Origin of the sequence: Dyadobacter sp. CY312 (assembly GCF_021390535.1) — a bacterium.
Classification (GTDB): domain Bacteria; phylum Bacteroidota; class Bacteroidia; order Cytophagales; family Spirosomataceae; genus Dyadobacter.
On the sequence record NZ_JAJUXG010000013.1, the window covers coordinates 45,409 to 62,270 of the forward strand.

General features: G+C 43.3%; 11 protein-coding genes. 3 read left to right on the top strand and 8 right to left on the bottom strand.

The window, feature by feature from the left end:
- Window positions 1–27 precede the first annotated feature (27 nt).
- The 4 genes from LZG71_RS18605 to LZG71_RS18620 form a co-directional block, all read right to left on the bottom strand.
- The gene (locus tag LZG71_RS18605) at window positions 28–822 is read right to left on the bottom strand and encodes an MOSC domain-containing protein (protein ID WP_233822863.1); all 795 of its coding nucleotides are present in this window, start codon (window positions 820–822) and stop codon (window positions 28–30) included.
- An 18-nt stretch (window positions 823–840) separates the two neighbouring features.
- On the bottom strand, window positions 841–2,631 hold the full coding sequence (locus tag LZG71_RS18610) for an FAD/NAD(P)-binding protein (RefSeq protein ID WP_233822865.1): 1,791 nt from the start codon (window positions 2,629–2,631) through the stop codon (window positions 841–843).
- 95 nt (window positions 2,632–2,726) lie between these two features.
- Window positions 2,727–3,491, bottom strand: a complete 765-nt coding sequence (locus LZG71_RS18615) for a LytTR family DNA-binding domain-containing protein (RefSeq protein WP_233822867.1) — start codon at window positions 3,489–3,491, stop codon at window positions 2,727–2,729.
- On the bottom strand, window positions 3,472–4,548 hold the full coding sequence (locus LZG71_RS18620) for a sensor histidine kinase (RefSeq protein WP_233822869.1): 1,077 nt from the start codon (window positions 4,546–4,548) through the stop codon (window positions 3,472–3,474). The genes LZG71_RS18615 and LZG71_RS18620 overlap by 20 nt, the downstream gene beginning before the upstream one ends.
- Window positions 4,549–4,925: 377 nt before the next feature.
- On the opposite strand from LZG71_RS18620, the gene LZG71_RS18625 reads away from it, so the two are divergent.
- Window positions 4,926–7,241 (top strand): T9SS type A sorting domain-containing protein, encoded by a 2,316-nt coding sequence (locus LZG71_RS18625; RefSeq protein WP_233822871.1) that lies wholly within the window; start codon window positions 4,926–4,928, stop codon window positions 7,239–7,241.
- Window positions 7,242–7,374: 133 nt separating this feature from the next.
- On the opposite strand, the gene LZG71_RS18630 is transcribed toward LZG71_RS18625, so the two are convergent.
- The 4 genes from LZG71_RS18630 to LZG71_RS18645 form a co-directional block, all read right to left on the bottom strand.
- A complete protein-coding gene (locus LZG71_RS18630; RefSeq protein ID WP_233822873.1) occupies window positions 7,375–10,530 on the bottom strand; it encodes an efflux RND transporter permease subunit in 3,156 nt (1,051 codons plus the stop codon).
- A gap of 35 nt (window positions 10,531–10,565) precedes the next feature.
- On the bottom strand, window positions 10,566–11,627 hold the full coding sequence (locus LZG71_RS18635; protein ID WP_233822875.1) for an efflux RND transporter periplasmic adaptor subunit: 1,062 nt from the start codon (window positions 11,625–11,627) through the stop codon (window positions 10,566–10,568).
- 40 nt (window positions 11,628–11,667) lie between these two features.
- A complete protein-coding gene (locus LZG71_RS18640; protein WP_233822877.1) occupies window positions 11,668–13,020 on the bottom strand; it encodes a TolC family protein in 1,353 nt (450 codons plus the stop codon).
- A 240-nt stretch (window positions 13,021–13,260) separates the two neighbouring features.
- Window positions 13,261–14,649 (bottom strand): serine hydrolase, encoded by a 1,389-nt coding sequence (locus LZG71_RS18645; RefSeq protein WP_233822879.1) that lies wholly within the window; start codon window positions 14,647–14,649, stop codon window positions 13,261–13,263.
- Window positions 14,650–14,802: 153 nt separating this feature from the next.
- Between LZG71_RS18645 and LZG71_RS18650 the strand changes: the two genes are divergently transcribed.
- Together LZG71_RS18650 and LZG71_RS18655 are read left to right on the top strand one after the other, a co-directional pair.
- Window positions 14,803–15,825 carry a fatty acid desaturase gene (locus LZG71_RS18650; protein ID WP_233822881.1) on the top strand — a complete coding sequence of 341 codons (1,023 nt, stop codon included), beginning with the start codon at window positions 14,803–14,805 and terminating at the stop codon, window positions 15,823–15,825.
- A complete protein-coding gene (locus tag LZG71_RS18655) occupies window positions 15,822–16,859 on the top strand; it encodes an acyloxyacyl hydrolase (protein ID WP_233822884.1) in 1,038 nt (345 codons plus the stop codon). Before LZG71_RS18650 ends, LZG71_RS18655 begins: the two co-directional genes overlap by 4 nt.
- The last annotated feature ends 3 nt before the right edge of the window (window positions 16,860–16,862 follow it).

Below are 16,862 nucleotides of genomic sequence, written 5' to 3' on the forward strand. Positions count from 1 at the left end.
AGTAAGCAGCTAGTTGAAATGATTCGACTAGCTGCATATTTCCACCAGATCGCCCCGTCTTACAATTCCATAACTTTGGGCGATCAGATTTTGCCCGAAAATAATTTTACGATTTTCCTTCCTGTAAGAAGCAAGGGTTTTCAAAGGTTCCACACCGCGTATGCCTTTGCTTTGATCGACGTTAATGAGTACGCAACGCTCACAGGGTTTTGAAACCAAAAATTGCACCGCACCTATACGTACGCAACCCCAGCCATCTTCCTCAAACGGACTGGTTCCCGAAATGATAAAATTGGGACGAAACCGGCTCATGTTCACGGTATTTTCGAGCCTGGTATTCAAATCGTTCAGAGATGCTTCGGTGGTGAGTAAATAAGGAAAATCATCTGCAAAGCTCAATCGGACTCCGTCAGGTGCATCATCAGGATTCATATTTCTATCTCCAAACATCCTGACCAGCCGCACATGCTTCCCCAACTTTGTACTGAGCCATGCGTTCACATCATCATGCGCAACCATTACCTGTACAGTGTCCTTCCAAATCTGCACAGAAATTCCCGTGTCGTTTGATTTCGGATCAAGCGACACCGTTATGTAATCTCCCGGGTTTTCGTGGTCGGATAACACCAGCTCCGAGGCGTTGATTGCTGTCGATATCAGTGCCATGGACGGATGGTTTCGCTGCGTCATAAACTTACCAGCCTCGTCCACCACCATCCATCTCCGGTCGTATTGCAGCCCTTTTTCTTGCACCAGAGCTTCTTCCAGTCTTATTCCTCCCAGTGATTTTACAGGGTATATCCAAATTTCCGAAAGATGCATAACGGGTTCAGCAAAATTTTAGAAACTATTACTATTGTCGCACTCTTTCACCAAACCGGAGCTATCTCTGGCCGCGAACGGCGGGTCCTGCAACACCTGAGAAAGTTTTTCTACGATACATTGTGACGCCTGCTCGCTGAAATCAAGACCTGAATAATCGGGGTTATAACCACTGATGTACGGTACAGCCATGATGAAAATACGTTCGTTATCTATGCCATATTCATTCACGATCTGAAAGTGATCATTGATAGCGATTCCAGGAACCATCAGAAAATATTCCCCGACGGCATTTTGGATTACCTCCTTAATGCCTTCCCGAACACATTTTTCAGCTTCGTCGCCTGACTTGAATTTGAGAACAGCCTGGCTTACGGATCGCTTCGCGAGCAGACTTTTAAACGGCAGCGCCTCGTAGGGCAGATGCGGCTGGCCGGCACAATCAACATAAGTTTTAAAACGAATTGCATGTGATTTTCCCTGCTCGTCTTCGTACTTGTATACAGCACCACCTTTTTCCAGAGGTTCAACGGTGCTGTCGGAGCCAACGGAGACTATTTCGAGCCTGCCGGCGTCGTATAAGGCAAACAATTCATCACAGGAATCCTGTGGTACAAAGGCGATCACAACGGCGATCAGCGGCATGAGCACTTTTTTCAGGCGAAGCATGTCTTCTGCGGAAAAGTACTTGGCCGGATAATTGATCGTGTAGCTAAGCTCGGCGAGCATCTCTTTCCAAAATATCGACTTGCGGTTTTCAATCGACTTTTCAGCTTCTTCGTATTCCTCTCTGAACAACTGGAACGGCTCCTTTTTCTCGCGCATGGCCATCATTTCGTCTACGAAGGCTTCCAGGCTCATGTCCTTGATGCGGCTGTAAAATGCCTTATCCTTATTCCTAAATCCTTTTTTAAAGTTTTCTTCAAACACAAAGTCCAGCGAGAGGAAGCCGCCGTTTTCTTTTCTGTTTTGCTCAACCTGTTCTTTGGTAAGCAACGAATCAGGAGACAAGCGGGGTTCGCGCAAATGGAAGCGGATAGCAGGTAACAAACCATTACGAGAATGCATCACAATCTTGAACTTCTCGCTTCCCTCATCTCCCACATATACAAGTTTGTCGTTGTCGTCCTTCACGAATTTTCCATTACTTCTTGCCAAAGTTCTGACGGCGTCAAAAGCTGTGAGCGACGACCCCTTTATGGCAACAGGATGGTTGATTTTTATGGCCAGCTTGGATGGCGGATACGGAGAATCGTAGAATCCCTCCACTTTGCCCTCGTTCTTCCTGGGCCAGTTGTGTCCGGTGCAAATAATAACCGAATTGAATTCCTCAATACCAAGCTCATCAGTCACAACCTTGACAAGGCCGGTATCAGGATCATCAATGACATCGACAATATTGCTTCCCATATGAACCCGAACGGTTATACCATTATCCCGCGCTTCCTCCAACAGCAGCTTAAACTGTGCTTTAAGATATTTCCCAAAAAACAACCTGGGTAAAACTTTGTACTGATTAAAGTAATCGGCGTCGATACCGAATTTTTTAAGGGTAGGCTCTCCGAGGGTTTCTATCCATTTTTCAATGGAAGTAGCAATTACGGGTATTTCGTTATCCGAAACATTGGTAATATGTTCGCGGTTAGCACCTTCCTGGCTGTAAGGCATGCCAGGTCCCACTTCCTTTTTTTTTTCAAAAATATCAACTTCAAAACTGGATTTAAGATCAACCAGTCTTTTCAGGACAAACAAACAACTTGGGCCACCTCCAAGTATGGCAATTCTAAACTTACCTTCTCTTTCGCTCATATTAGCGGATATGAAATTGATGCAATTGTCTGAATAGTAATCATCAAAAGATATCCTATATAAACTTGTGCCAGGCAGTTTTTGTAGATTTTAGCTCACGCTCCTCCTTCCAGCCATTCCAGAAAGTGTGAAATTTTTTCTTTGCTGATCGTGATAATTGTTTCAAAAGGGACGGTGAGCGCCACGGAAATTTTTCTTCCGAAATACTGCTCAACGTTTTGAATAGCGTTTCTGTTGAGAATAATTTGCCGGTTCGCTCTGTAAAAATCGTTTCCGGTTATTTGCTGTATTTCGTCCAGCGTTTTGTTGAGTGTGTAGGTTTTCCTGTCCAGCGTGTACAGGTGCGTTACCTCGTGTTTAATGTAAAAAACGGCAATATCGTCCAGTTTCACAGGAATAATTTTCTCCTTGTAATGGACCAGTACGGAAGTTGCTTTGGGCTGATTTTTCTGCTGAAAAAGTTGCAGTATGCTGTTCAGTGAGCTGTCGGCCGGAGCAAAGGTTGAGCGGAGTTTGTTGTATTTTTCCAGCGCTTTCACGATTTCCTCTTCCTTGAAAGGCTTCAATATGTAATGAATTCCATTTGTTTTGAACGCTTCAATGGCATATTCATCGTAAGCAGTGCAAAAGATGATCGGCGATTTTATGTCAATGGTTTGAAAAATCTCGAAGCTCAGGCCGTCACCTAATTGAATATCACTAAAAATGAGATCGGGCTCATCGTGGTTTTTAAAATAGGATAAAGCTTCCTGTACTGAACTCAGCAATGCTTCTATGTTCACACCCGGTTCTGCATCCGTGATCATGTCCGCAAGGTCTTCCGCAGTGAGTCTTTCGTCTTCAATTATGATGATGTTCATGATCCAATATTTTTACCCCAACTGAAAAGTAAGCTTCGCTTGATTCTATAGCAATGTCATCTCCAGATAGCATTTTATACCGCTCTCTCAAATTTGCCAGTCCGCTTCCTGTTGACTGTTCGATCGTTTTCTTGGGTTGAAGGTTATTTTGCACAAAAACGTAATCCCCTACTCTTTTTATTGAAATTTTCAGAGGATGTACCTTCGTTAATTCGTTGTGTTTAATCGCGTTTTCCAGTAAGGCCTGTAAGGCGAAAAATGGCAATGTATCTTGAAGGCAATCGTCTTCGGGATCTATTTCAACTTTGTATTCCAGCGCCTCACCAAACCTGATCCGTTGCATTTCCATATAATCATCACACAGTTTCAGCTCCTCTTTTACAGTAGCAAGACCAGATGTATTTCTGACCACCGATGCGCGTAAAAAATCAGAAAGTCGCATGAGATACGCTTCGGCGGTATGCGGATATTTCTTGATCAGTGACTTCAGAATGTTGAGTGCGTTGAAAAGAAAATGAGGTTGTATTTGTTGACGCAGCAGTTGATTAATCGTTTCAGTATTGATGGATTGCAGTTTAAGTAATTCCAGCTCTATTCTGTTTTTTTCGTACTGATGCACGATAAAGTTCTGGATCAGATAAATGAACGCGTAAATAATAAGACTGATATACGGCACAAAAACGTATGCACGCCAGCCCTCCATCTGCCTCAGAACATTCCTGTCGGGAGGACTCAGATTAATCCCCATTGTCCTCAGATATTTATCAAAAAAATGGAAAACGGTGAAGATAACGAGAGTTATTGCGTAACCAGTCAGGAAAGTTTTGGTGCCAATTTTTTCTGTCGGGCTTTCTCTTTTTTTATCATAAAAAATCAATGCTGCGATATTGGCAAAGAATGTAAGCGAAAAAAGAACAAGCGTCACCAGCGCCCGTGACAAAATTGCCGTCACATCCGACTCATTGGTGGTGCCCACAATAAGAGATACAAGAACAAAAAACAAAAGCAGTCTACCGCTCTGTCTGATCAGGTGTTTTACTGGTAATTTCTGATGCATGAACCACTTAAATTTTCATGACAAAGTTATTAAATTATTTCCGGCTATGACTTAACAGGTTATTTGTCTATTAAACTAACACAATAGAATTACTACAACTTGTCCACAATTGAAGTAGAATTTTAGTTAGCAATTGAATAATTATTCGTAATTTCCTTCGTCTGACACAGAGCCTACAATTCCGAATCTCAATTTCAGGAATTTCTTAGCAAATTTCAACAGCCATTTGCTTCAATTTGAAATACATAAATGCTTTTAATTTTCACAATATTTTATAGACATAATTCTATATACAAACTGTTACCTTAATTTTAAAACTCGTCTAATTCTATATTTTTTTCTTATCAAATCAATTTGGTTAAATTAAATCATCGTTTATGAGACTCCTTTTACTATCCTGCTTCCTGTTAATCACTTATTTGAGTTCGGCTCAACAGGTTGTTTCTGGCTTCGTTCGCAATGATCCCAATGCGGGTTCTGTTGATGATAGCGCCGTTCCATTTTCCATGCCAAAGGATAATTTGGTCGTTGTCCTTATAGAAACTACCGGAAATACAGTAGCCGCTTCATCGTCAGTAAACAAGGCAGACGGCGCGTTCACATTATCTGGTGTTCCAACCGGAACATATTATGCCATGTTAATTACGCCAGATGCGCCTTCGCCACTGGGCACTCCTGCGCCTCCATCAATATTGGAAACCAGCTGGACTTTCACTGGTGAGTCGGTTGTGCCGATAGGACCTGCTGATGTTTCCCCAAATGGCTTTACGGAAACCTTCAATGTAAGTAGTAACTTTTCTAATGTGCTGTTTGGTATTCAGGAAAGACCATTTGCACACAACAAATTGAATACTTTGTTAGATAAGAACTCGGCAAGCCCGGTTGCATTATCAGTAAATTCGTCCGCCGCTTTTACTCAGAATGGCTCTGCTGTATTGAGCGGTGCCGATAATGGCGGAGGCTCAATTACTGATTATTCAATCACTGCATTACCAAAATACGGCACGCTTTACCTGGGCGGTATTGCTGTTAGTTCTCTAACGGATGTTATATCCTTAGACCCAAGTGAATTTGCAACGCTGGCATATCAGCCTAATACTACTGCATTGTCTCAGGAGCTGGATTTTTTCACTTATAATGTTACGGACAATGCGCTCACAAAGTCGAACAGTGCGACCTACGTTATACCTTTTGCTCTTCTTGACGGAGATAATGATGCAGTGGTGAGCCGATTCGACCTTGATGACGACAACGATGGCATTACCGATGTTGCGGAATGTAGCTTAAATGATCCGGCCAATGGTTACGCCAACCTTCTTACAGCCTATGGAACAGGGCGATTTAACTCCCTTTTACCCTCTCATTTTGGTTTTACTACACCTGCCCAGAGAACTGGTTTAAATTTAACACAGGATATCAGCGCGTTATTTTCTAAACCAGCCGGATCTATCATCGTCACAGTCACCAATGCCAACACCCACCCTACGGCAGATGTATTTTATGCAAACGACATGACAGGGCCATCTCAATGGACAATTTCAGGAACTTTGGGTACCTATCTGTTGATAACACAGGGGCTTCAATATTTCAGTTATGACACGCGTACAATTACACTTTTGAACAGCACTCCTTTCCGTTTCGTAGGAGCTCAGGGGCAAAGCAATCCGTCTCAAAGCAACTGGAGTTCTGGAAATGATGGTTACAACTGGTGGCTTACGAATAACAACGCGAGAACCTATCCGACTCCCAGCGAGGGTACATTGTCTGTGGGATCTATTGATCCTGAACCCAAATATTTCCAGGTGGCCTCAACCGCCAATAACCGTGATGAATGGGCGACTTACTTCGTAGAAATACTGCCAGAATGTGACGATGACAACGACGGAATTCCGAATCGGCTGGATCTGGATTCAGATAACGATGGATGTCTGGATGCACTTGAGGGCAGTGCTGCATTTCAATTATCTGACATAACTCCGGCAACCGGAACGGTAACAGTTGGCCCTGGTTCACCGGCTACCGGCGGCAATTTATGTGCCTCTCCAACTTGTGTCGATGCCAATGGTATCCCTACAGTTACCGGCAGCAGCGGGCAAACTCCTCTTGATACTTACAACAAGGACGTGATGTCTCAGGTATGCCAGGACGCTATGCCGGTTAGCCTTTCAGCATTTAATGCTTACAAGAGCGAAAACAGTATTGTATTAAGATGGAGTACTGTTTCAGAACAAAATAACAAGGTATTCGAGATTGAACGCAGTGCAAATGGTAAAAGCTGGAATAACATTGGTTCGGTTAACCCTGCCACATCGAATGGAAATAGTAGTGCTGTACAACAGTATCATTTTACAGACATTAACCCGATAGCCGAACAAAATTATTACCGTCTGAAACAAATTGATCTGGACAATACTTTCGCTTACAGTACGATCCGAACGGTACGCATGGGCGTCGAAGGAAAGGCGATTACCGTTTTCCCTAACCCGTCTTCTACCAACCTCAATATTACAGGACTGACCGGTGGCGAAAGCATCAAAGTGTTTGATTTGATGGGTCGTGTTGTTTATCAGCAAAAAGCTGTTGGGACGAATGTACAGCTTCCGGTAACCGGTTTAAACGAAGGACTATACAATGTACAAATCGTCACTGATAAAGGCGAGCGGACTGTTCATAAAATCCTGGTGAAAAAATAGGAAGTTCACGCTTCAATAAGAAAAGTGCCCCGAATACGAAAATCTGTATTTCGGGGCACTTTTACATTTAATAAACTCCATTATCAGGTTTGATTCAGCCGAAAGCTGATCGCCGACAGCCGATAACCAACCATCAATATTCCAAAACCTCCTTGTGCTCATAAGGCTCTACCGCCAGTTCATCCACTGGTAGTTCCGGCCCGTCCATTTTAAGTTTGTGCAGGACGTTGTCGACAATCTGGTAGATAACAGGCACTACAATCAATGTCAGGAACAGCGAACTCATTAGGCCTCCTATTACTACCCAGGCAAGACCGTTTTTCAACTCAGCACCCGCACCGGATGCCATCGCAATCGGCAACATACCAATTACCATTGCAATGGTTGTCATTAAAATCGGACGAAGACGTGCTCTGTTGGCCAGGAACAATGCCTCGTAAGTGCTCTTGCCTTCTGCTTTCAGCTGGTTAGTAAAGTCTACAAGGATAATCGCATTCTTTGCCACCAAACCGATCAACATGATGATACCCAGTATGGTAAAAATGTTAAGCGAATTATTCGTTAATGCCAATGCTAGCAGGGCTCCGATGATACACAATGGAATAGAAAGCAATACCACCAATGGATACACAAAGCTGTTGTACAGACCTACCATGATGAAGTAAACCAACAGTACCGAAATCAACAAAGCCACAAGCATCGAACCGAACCCTTCCGACTGGCTTTCCATGTCACCACCCCAGATATAACTCACACCAACTGGTTTGCTTACATCTTTGATTGCTGTTTCAAGATCACCTACAACTGCACTCGCCGAGCGACCGATGGCCTGAGATTGTACTTTTACAGAGGTGTTTTTATCACGTCTTTCCAACTGACTTGGTCCTGAGCTTTCGGTGATCAGTGCAAACTGAGACAGTTTCACCAACTCTCCACGGCTGTTTGAAAACTGAATGTTGCTTACGTCCGCCACGTTCTTACGGTCGTAATCGTCGAACCTGACATTGATATCATATTCGTACTGTCCCTGACGGAATTTTCCATCCGTATTTCCATTGAACGCCAGCTGCATGGTAGATCCAACCGTTTGCAGGTTCAGTCCCAGTGCTGCCATTTTATCTCTGTCAACCTGTACCGAAATTTCAGGATTTCCCGATTCAGCGGATAATTTTGCCTCGGCCGCTCCCGGCACTTTTCTGAGTGCTGCCAATACTTTATCAGCATACACCGTCACGCTATCCAGGTCAGAACCTGTTACGATCATTTCCACAGGAGCTCTTTGCGCCATACCAATGATGTTGATCGGTAAAGTTTTCACTTTTGCTCCAACCAGAATCTTTTCAAGTTCCTGTTTCACCTTGGCAGCATATATATCCGCCGATTCGTCTCTGTCCTTTTTATCAACGATCCGTACGTTGATTTCGGCCTGATAAGCAGGAGCAAGCGAAGCTATACCACCCGAGCTCGACTGCCCTACGGTCGTGATCATCGAAACCACTTCTTTTTTCGCAGACAAATAATCCTCTGCTTTACGGGTCATCTGGTTGGTTTGTTCAATGGAAACATCTTTTGGCAATTCGATCTGCACGATAAACTCACCTCTGTCACCCATTGGCATAAACTCAGAGCTAATGAACTTACCAGTGAACAAAGTGAAAGAACTGAACAACATGATCGTAATCAAAACCAAAGTAATGGTTTTGTGTCCAAGGCACCATTTCAACAGGCTGCCGATCCAGGCTGTGAAGTTTTCAATTTGTTTTTCAAACCAAAGAATGAATTTACCAAACCAGTTGTCGCCTTTTACATGTTCCAGTTTCCCGAAACGAGACGTCATCAGCGGAACAAGGGTAAACGATGTCAGCAAACTGAGCGATACCGCAATGACAACCACCAAACAGAACTCTCTCAAAATAAGCGCCACCATACTGCTGCTCAGCGATATAGGAAGGAACACCACGATGATAACCAGCGTAATCGAGATTACCGTAAAGCCAATCTCCTTAGCTCCGTCAATAGATGCACGAACCCTGTTTTTACCCATTTCCATGTGCCGGTAAATGTTTTCAATTACCACAATGGCATCATCCACCAGAATACCTACCACCAGAGAAAGGGCGATCAGCGACATCAAATTGAGTGAGAAGTTCATCAGATACATGCCTATAAATGTGGCGATCAAAGATGCCGGAATGGCAATCATTACGATCATCGCGTTTCGCAAACTGTGCAGGAACAAAAGCATGATTATAGCCACCAGCACAATGGCCAGTACAAGGTCAAATACCACTGCATCAGCAGATTCGAGTGTATATTCCGAACTGTCGTTGGCTATGTCAATATTCAGCCCTTCCTTTTTGTATTCATCATGAACCTTTAATAAAATCGCTTTTACAGCCTTACTCACCTCCACCGCATTGGCATCCGACTGCTTGATGATCTGCACCGTTAATGCACTTACCCTGTCTACACGCGCGATTTTTTCTACATCCTTTTGCACGTCCTGCACATCCGCAATTTCACTCAAACGTATCTGAGCACCCTGGTCTGTTGTGGTAACGATCAGATTACGCAGCTCATCCAGAGATTTGTATTTACCGGCAAGTCGTACCAAAATATCCTGATTATCAGACTTCACACTACCCGTCGGAAAGTCCAGGTTGGAAACCATAATTGCCTGCTGTACTTGAGCAATCGACAAACCATAAGCCTGCAATTTTGATGAATTCAGATTCACCTGTATTTCTCTTTCCTGTCCACCTACCAGGTTCACCTGCGCTACCCCGTTCACACGTGAGAGAATGGGCTGAATCCTTTTGTCCATGAGGTCATAAAACGCAGCCGCATCCATTTTGGCCGTTGCCGCCATCGTGATGATGGGCAAATCGTCCAGAGAGAATTTGGCAAGCGACGGTGCATCGGCGTCATCAGGCAGGTCCGAAATGATCGCATTCACTTTACGTTGCGCGTCGTTCAGGAGCAAATCCACATCTGCATTATCGGTCAATGTGATGGTGATCATCGAAAGACTTTCGTATGACACCGATTCCATTTTCTTTACATTTTCAAGCGTCGAAACGGCGTCTTCCAGTTTCTTGGTTACCGTATTTTCCACCTCGCCAGGAGACGCCCCCGGATACACCGTACTGATGGATATTACGCCGGGAGAAAACTTGGGAAGCAGCTCATAGTTGAGCGAAAAGTAACTGATTACCCCGAACAAGGTCAGCGCGATGAACACGATGATGACCAGTGTTGGACGTTTAATTGATATATTGGCTATTTTCATTATTTCCGTATTATAGATTTGAATTCGTGCTTGAATTAATTCTTTTGAACAGCAACCGTAGCCCCATCCACCAGATTAATCTGACCTGTAACCACTACCGATTGTCCTTCATTCAAACCTGCCAGCACTATAACCGACTCGCCGATAATTGCTCCCGGCGTCACTTTTGTAAGGCGCACTTTATCTCCTTCAAGCACATAAACCTGATTGGCATTCACACTGCCGACAAATGCACTTCTTGGGATTACAATGGATTCAGCTTGCTTTTCAAATTTGAACACAGCTGTTCCGTACATCCCTGCTCTGATCTTATTGCCTTTGTCATTATCGACCTTTATTTCCATTGGGAAATTCAAAGAAGCATCTGCTTTGGGAGCGATGAACGACACACGACCTGTGAAAGTCTGGTCTGGAAAAACCGGTACTTTGATGTCAACCTTGCTTCCTGTTTGCAGTTGGACTACCTGACTTTCATTCACCGATACATTCAGTTTCAACTGAGATACATCTACGATATCAAACAAAGCCGTAGCTGTACCCAGGTAAGCTCCTACTTCAATGTGTTTTTTGTTGATAATTCCTGATATGGGAGCCTTGATATGTGCGTCGCCAATCTTTCTTTTTGCTTGTTCAACTTTATTGGCTGCATTGCGCAACTGCAAATTGATATCGTCTACCTGAGATTGCGTTACGCCACCGGTTTTGAAAGAGCTCTCGTAACGCTGCTGATCCACCTTGATTTTCTGGTAAGAATCCTCAGCCGTTTCCAGATCAATGGATAAGTATTTCTGGTCGATTGTAGCAAGGATCTGCCCTTTGCTCACTCTGTCACCTTCTTTTACACGAATGCCTGTAACGACACCACTCGTTTCTGAAAGCAATTTCAAATCCTGATTCGGAACGAAATTACCGTTTGAGCTAAAATCTGAATCAAGCGTTTTCTTGGCAACCGTAACAACTTTTACTGCCGCAGCACCAGTCCCTTTATTTACAATTTCAATTTTTTGCTCATTCTTCTTTTTGTTGTTGGTCAAAACCGTTCCTACCAAAACGCCGGCTACAACAAGGACAACGATGGTTATGATAATTTTTTTCATTGCTGATTTATTTATTGGAATGCTTTATAATGAGAGACTTTTATTTATTCAACAGGGTTTTGATCTCCCCTTTCGATTTTATCAATTCAACTTCTGCCACTTTGAAATTCAGCAGCGCTTCATTGTAGCTGTTCTGAGCTTTCACCAGTTCCGATTCCGCATCAAGCAGATCTGTTAAGCTGGCAAGTCCGTTTTTGTAATTGTTACGGGCACTTGCGAACACTTCCGAAGCTAGCTCCTTGTTGGCTTTTTGCGCATTAATCGCCTGCATGCTGTAAGCAATCTGCTTTTTGGCGTTGTCGTAGTTCATCCGGAGACCATTATCTGTTTTTTTCATCTCTTCCTGACCTTTTTGAATTTCAAACTGTGTCTGCTTTCCACGTGCCCTTCTTGAATAACCGTCGAACACAGGAATTTTTAAGCTCAAACTCACCGCCGAAACGTCATAATTGAGTGCCTTTCCGCTGTACAAATTGAACTTGTTACTTTGGGTATTGTAGTTGTAGTTGGCCGCAAGTGAAAGCGTTGGATAAGCCTCAGCTCTGATTGCCTTATACTGGAAATCCAAAAGCTCCTGCTGTTTATTCAGCACCCGATATGAAAACAAACTTTTGGAATCGAAGGGCTCGTTGTTCATTACTGGTGCGGCAGGAACTTCCATGTTTTCAATAGGATCATTCACAAGTGCGATCTCTGTTTCAATAGGCATTCCCATGTAGTATTTCAGCATGTTTTCCTGCTGAGAAATGGCGTTGATCAGTTCCAGTTTCTGAACTTCCAGATTGCTCTTGTTCACCAATACACGATCCAGATCAATTTTCTTGGCAAGGCCGTTTTCAAACTGTCCTTTGATCATAGATTCAAGCTGCTGCACGCGATCCAGATTGGCATCCACAACTTTGATCTTTTCTTTGGTAATCACCACCTGATAAAAATTGGCGGCAACCTGCTGCATCACATTTTCTTCGCTCAACTGTGCCGATAACCGATACAGTTCAACACTGCTTTTCGCAGCTTTCAAACCAGTGAAAACCTGCTTGTTGAATATCTGCTGGCTCAGCTGAACCTGTGACATGGCGTTCCAGGTCTGTCCGGCTTCGATAGCGATAAACTCTCCCGGAGCACCACCACCAATCGCCGCAGGCAATATAAATTGCTGTACAAGAAGGTTACCCGTAACCGAGCTATTGATATCAATTTTCGGCAGAGCACCGGCTTTGGTTTCAATCACCTTCTGAGCCACATTATCTATGTCGATACGAGCCTGACGGATCACCTCACTGTTTGCCAGCGCGTATTCCAGGGCATTTTGCAGCGTAACGGGAGTTTGCGCATTTACCGTTCCGATCACCAGGAAACTAAATACGATAGGAATGAATTTTGTAAACTTCATTATGTTGTTCTTTTGGATTTAACGATACAAAATTGGCTCGTTAAGCTTCCTTTAGAAAGCAACAAATGGGTGAAACGGACAAAAAAGGGGGTGAAAAGTCCGGAACGGATAACGTATTATCGGGAGGTAATTAATTTATAAAAAACGTCTCATCTTATACATAAAAATTGCCACAGATTCGTCTCTGCGGCAATCGTAGTACCAGAAAAGTGCTGATTGTTGTGTCAAAATAAAATCGCGTTATTTATTAAATGAAGCCAGAATATACTTGCTGATCAGCTCGTCGGCTGGGGATTGCATATTGTAATTTCCACCCGTTGTGACCACGACAAGATCCTGCTCAGGAAAGAGAAAAATCCGTTGACCACCGTTCCCTTGCGCAGCCATTCCTTCATACCGGACACCGTTGCTATCCAAATATTTTAACCACCACAAATAGCCGTAGTTCACATTTTCCACAACCGAATGTTGAGATAAAGATGTTTTCACCCAATTGGCAGGTACAATTTGTTTGCCGTTATACTTTCCCTGGTTCATGTATACCAAACCCAATTTTGCCATGTCCCGAGGTCGTAAGTAGACCTGGCAGAAGTCCTCCGCATTAGACTTGTCGGGTCTAAAATTCCAGCTAAATTTCTTGATTCCCAATGGTTCAAACAGGTTCTTATCTGCAAATGTCGGCAGCGGCATTTTGGTCGCATTCTCAATAATCTTCCCAAGCGTAACTACATTTCCCGAACAATACATACCCTTGCCGCCCGGAACATCAATCATCGGAAGATCTAATGTGAACTTCACCCAGTCGTCCGAGTAATTCATTTTCGTTTCATTTCCCTCCGAATCGGGATTCGTGATATCACAGTCCAATCCGCTTTGGTTACTCAGCAAATGAGAAATAGTTATCTGCGACTTCAACGCAGAATTATTGGCTGGCGTGTAACCAGGAAAATAAGGCAATACCGGGTCGTTTGCACTGCCGATGAACTCTTTTTCAATAGCCAGACCGGTCAGTGCCGAAACAAAACTCTTGGTAGCAGAACGAAGTTCATGAAGGCTGTCAATGGTGTATTCGTAAAAGTATTCTTCAAAAACCAGTTTGTTACTTTTAAGAATGAGAATACCGTGTACGCCCTTGTATTGTTCCGAACTGATTTTGTTTACCATTTCTGCAAGCAAAACCGGATTCAAACCTGAACCTTTCAAATCGCCAGTCGCCAAACCGTCACCAGTGTTCTTCGGTCGACTGTAAACGTACTTCCCAGCATTCAGTCTTGCATACCACATTTGTTTTGGAAAAACCACGTCACGGGATAAAAGTTTGAACCGCTCCTTGCCGACTTCGTATCCCGAAATTCTGTTCTCTTTGTCACGCACAAAACGTACCGAATCGTTGCCGTTGTTCAGGAAAAGATCTTTACCAACTGGCCTCAGCGGATACCTTCCCTTTAATATGACTGCATATAACAAAGTGTCACGTGGAGATGCCGCAATACTTAAAGTTGTATTCTCGACGTATTCATACTTTCCTTCATAGGCTTTCAGATCCTCATAAGAAACCTTAAAACGGGATTGAGCGAATGCGGCTGTTGTACCAAACGCAAGCAGGAAAATGAGGTGTAACCTGGCCATACTTTTTGCAGTTAAATCTTTTTTGAAAGGTACATAAGTTTCCTAGTATTTCGGAAAAATTGCACCTTCAGTGCGTGTCTCCCAAAGCCTGATAATCCGGTATTTTCTTTACCCGAAAATTTTCTCACCTTGCGATAAATCAAGGCTGTATACATGCGAATACTTCCATATACCATTCCGGTGATTATCACCAGCGTTTTTATAGCCACGGCTTCAACCTGGTTTTTATGGGTGGCGGTGGGATTGGTTTTTCTTATTGCCTTTTTACGTGAATCGGTTGGGAAATTCAGTCCTTCTGAAGTCGTTTCAGAATATGCTTTTTTTCACTACGACAAAAGCATGGCAAATCTGAAAACCTGCTCAGGCATTTTTTTCACTGGCTTTAATCTTTGGATTCCTTATTTCCTTTATACAAATCAACTTTCACTGCCTGCATATCTTATTTTTCTTTATTCGGTTCTGATCCTCAACAGCAATTTCGCCATCTCGCTGGCTCATGATCTGATGCATTCCAGCCGGGCTGGAGACCGCTTCCTTTCCACATTTATATTGCTACAAAACGGATTTTTCTATCTGGAATCGGATCATATTTTTATTCACCACCGCTTTGTAGGAACTGATGCCGATCCCGCCACTGCCAGGTATGGCGAAAACATTTACAGCTATTTCAAACGATCAATCAGCGCGCGTTTCAAAATGATTTTATTAAAAGGAGGTACGTTTCCTCAATCGGATGAATCAGCTATTATTGCCGGAAACCGGGTCAGACTTGGCATCTGTCTTGTTTGGCTGATTATTTCTACACTCCTGGGTATCCAGGTGTTCATCTGTATTCTGGTTCAATACCTGCTTGTTACGCTCATATATGAATCGATCACATACATTCAGCATTACGGTCTGATTCGTCAAAAAACGAGTGACTCCAGACCTGAACCGGTTCAGTTGCATCATGCCTGGAACTGTTATTACAAAACTTCCGCATACATGCATTTCATGATGCCGGTTCATTCTATCCATCATTTGAAAGAAGAAAACCTGAGCACGATTAGTGACTACACAGGTCCGTCGATGCCGCTACCTTTTGCAAGTATGATGATGACCGCACTTTTTCCTTCACGCTGGTTTAAACTGATGAACGAAGAAATCGTGTTTTCCATCCGGACCAAACATCTATGAGATCAATACTTTTGATGATCCTGATGTTAAGTTCGTCAGCACATTTGGTGTTGGGGCAAAGTAGCGTTTCTGTTCAACCTTCTTTGCGTTACGGACAAATTCTGGGACAGCCACGAGACTTCAAAAAAGCGCTATACGGTTTTTCTATCGATATAAATAAAGCCACTTACGGCGAACATATCTGGCAAATAGCTCACAAATATCCGCAAATGGGGATTCAGTTTACTGCAACCAAAAGTGCTGAAATGATGGTGGGAAATCAGTTTAGTCTCATTCCGTATCTCGAATTTAACATCTGGAAAAGTAATTTTGGAACACTTCAAATCAAACACGGAACCGGACTTGCATACGTTACACGCCGCCATCACCAAACTTCAAATCCTGAAAATAAATTGCTTGGAACCAAGCTGAACGCAGCTTCCATAATTGACCTGGGGTATTTGATCAAACTCGGTTCAGCACTGAACGTTAAGGCAGGGTTTTCTTTGGGACATATTTCAAATGGCAATCTGGTTCAGCCCAACGCCGGTCTCAATTCGATTACAGGATATGGTACAATGCTGTATTATTTTGATGGGAAGTCGCATGAAGAAAAAAGAGAAAATGCGCCCATCCAAATCAAACGCTGGCGATACAGATTCGCGGCAATAACCGGTTTGTATGACTATGATAAAGTTACCAAAAATCTTCACACGAATAACCAGCTTAGTTTACTAGCCTTTTACCAACATGGAATGCGCTTTCGCACGGGTTTGGGAACGGAGGTTTCACAACTAAATCGGGGGTCTGCAACAGCAACTGCTATTTATGCCGAGGAGGAGGTTTTAATAGGACATCTCGTTACACGTTACGGAATCGGATTGTATGTTTTAAATCCTGATGAAAAATCATTGTTATATGAAAAAGTTGGCATTGCCTGGTATCCGTTTCCTTTGAAAAATCAAGTCGCAGAAAAATTCTCAATTGGAACAGCCATTAAAGCGCACGCCTTCCGCGCAGCTCATGTGGAGATTGCAGCGGGCTACACTTTTTAAATT

Coding starts and splice junctions, on each gene's coding strand:
- LZG71_RS18605 (WP_233822863.1), bottom strand. CDS start 822: ATGCATCTTTCGGAAATTTGGATATACCCTGTAAAATCACTGGGAGGA.
- LZG71_RS18610 (WP_233822865.1), bottom strand. CDS start 2,631: ATGAGCGAAAGAGAAGGTAAGTTTAGAATTGCCATACTTGGAGGTGGC.
- LZG71_RS18615 (WP_233822867.1), bottom strand. CDS start 3,491: ATGAACATCATCATAATTGAAGACGAAAGACTCACTGCGGAAGACCTT.
- LZG71_RS18620 (WP_233822869.1), bottom strand. CDS start 4,548: ATGCATCAGAAATTACCAGTAAAACACCTGATCAGACAGAGCGGTAGA.
- LZG71_RS18625 (WP_233822871.1), top strand. CDS start 4,926: ATGAGACTCCTTTTACTATCCTGCTTCCTGTTAATCACTTATTTGAGT.
- LZG71_RS18630 (WP_233822873.1), bottom strand. CDS start 10,530: ATGAAAATAGCCAATATATCAATTAAACGTCCAACACTGGTCATCATC.
- LZG71_RS18635 (WP_233822875.1), bottom strand. CDS start 11,627: ATGAAAAAAATTATCATAACCATCGTTGTCCTTGTTGTAGCCGGCGTT.
- LZG71_RS18640 (WP_233822877.1), bottom strand. CDS start 13,020: ATGAAGTTTACAAAATTCATTCCTATCGTATTTAGTTTCCTGGTGATC.
- LZG71_RS18645 (WP_233822879.1), bottom strand. CDS start 14,649: ATGGCCAGGTTACACCTCATTTTCCTGCTTGCGTTTGGTACAACAGCC.
- LZG71_RS18650 (WP_233822881.1), top strand. CDS start 14,803: ATGCGAATACTTCCATATACCATTCCGGTGATTATCACCAGCGTTTTT.
- LZG71_RS18655 (WP_233822884.1), top strand. CDS start 15,822: ATGAGATCAATACTTTTGATGATCCTGATGTTAAGTTCGTCAGCACAT.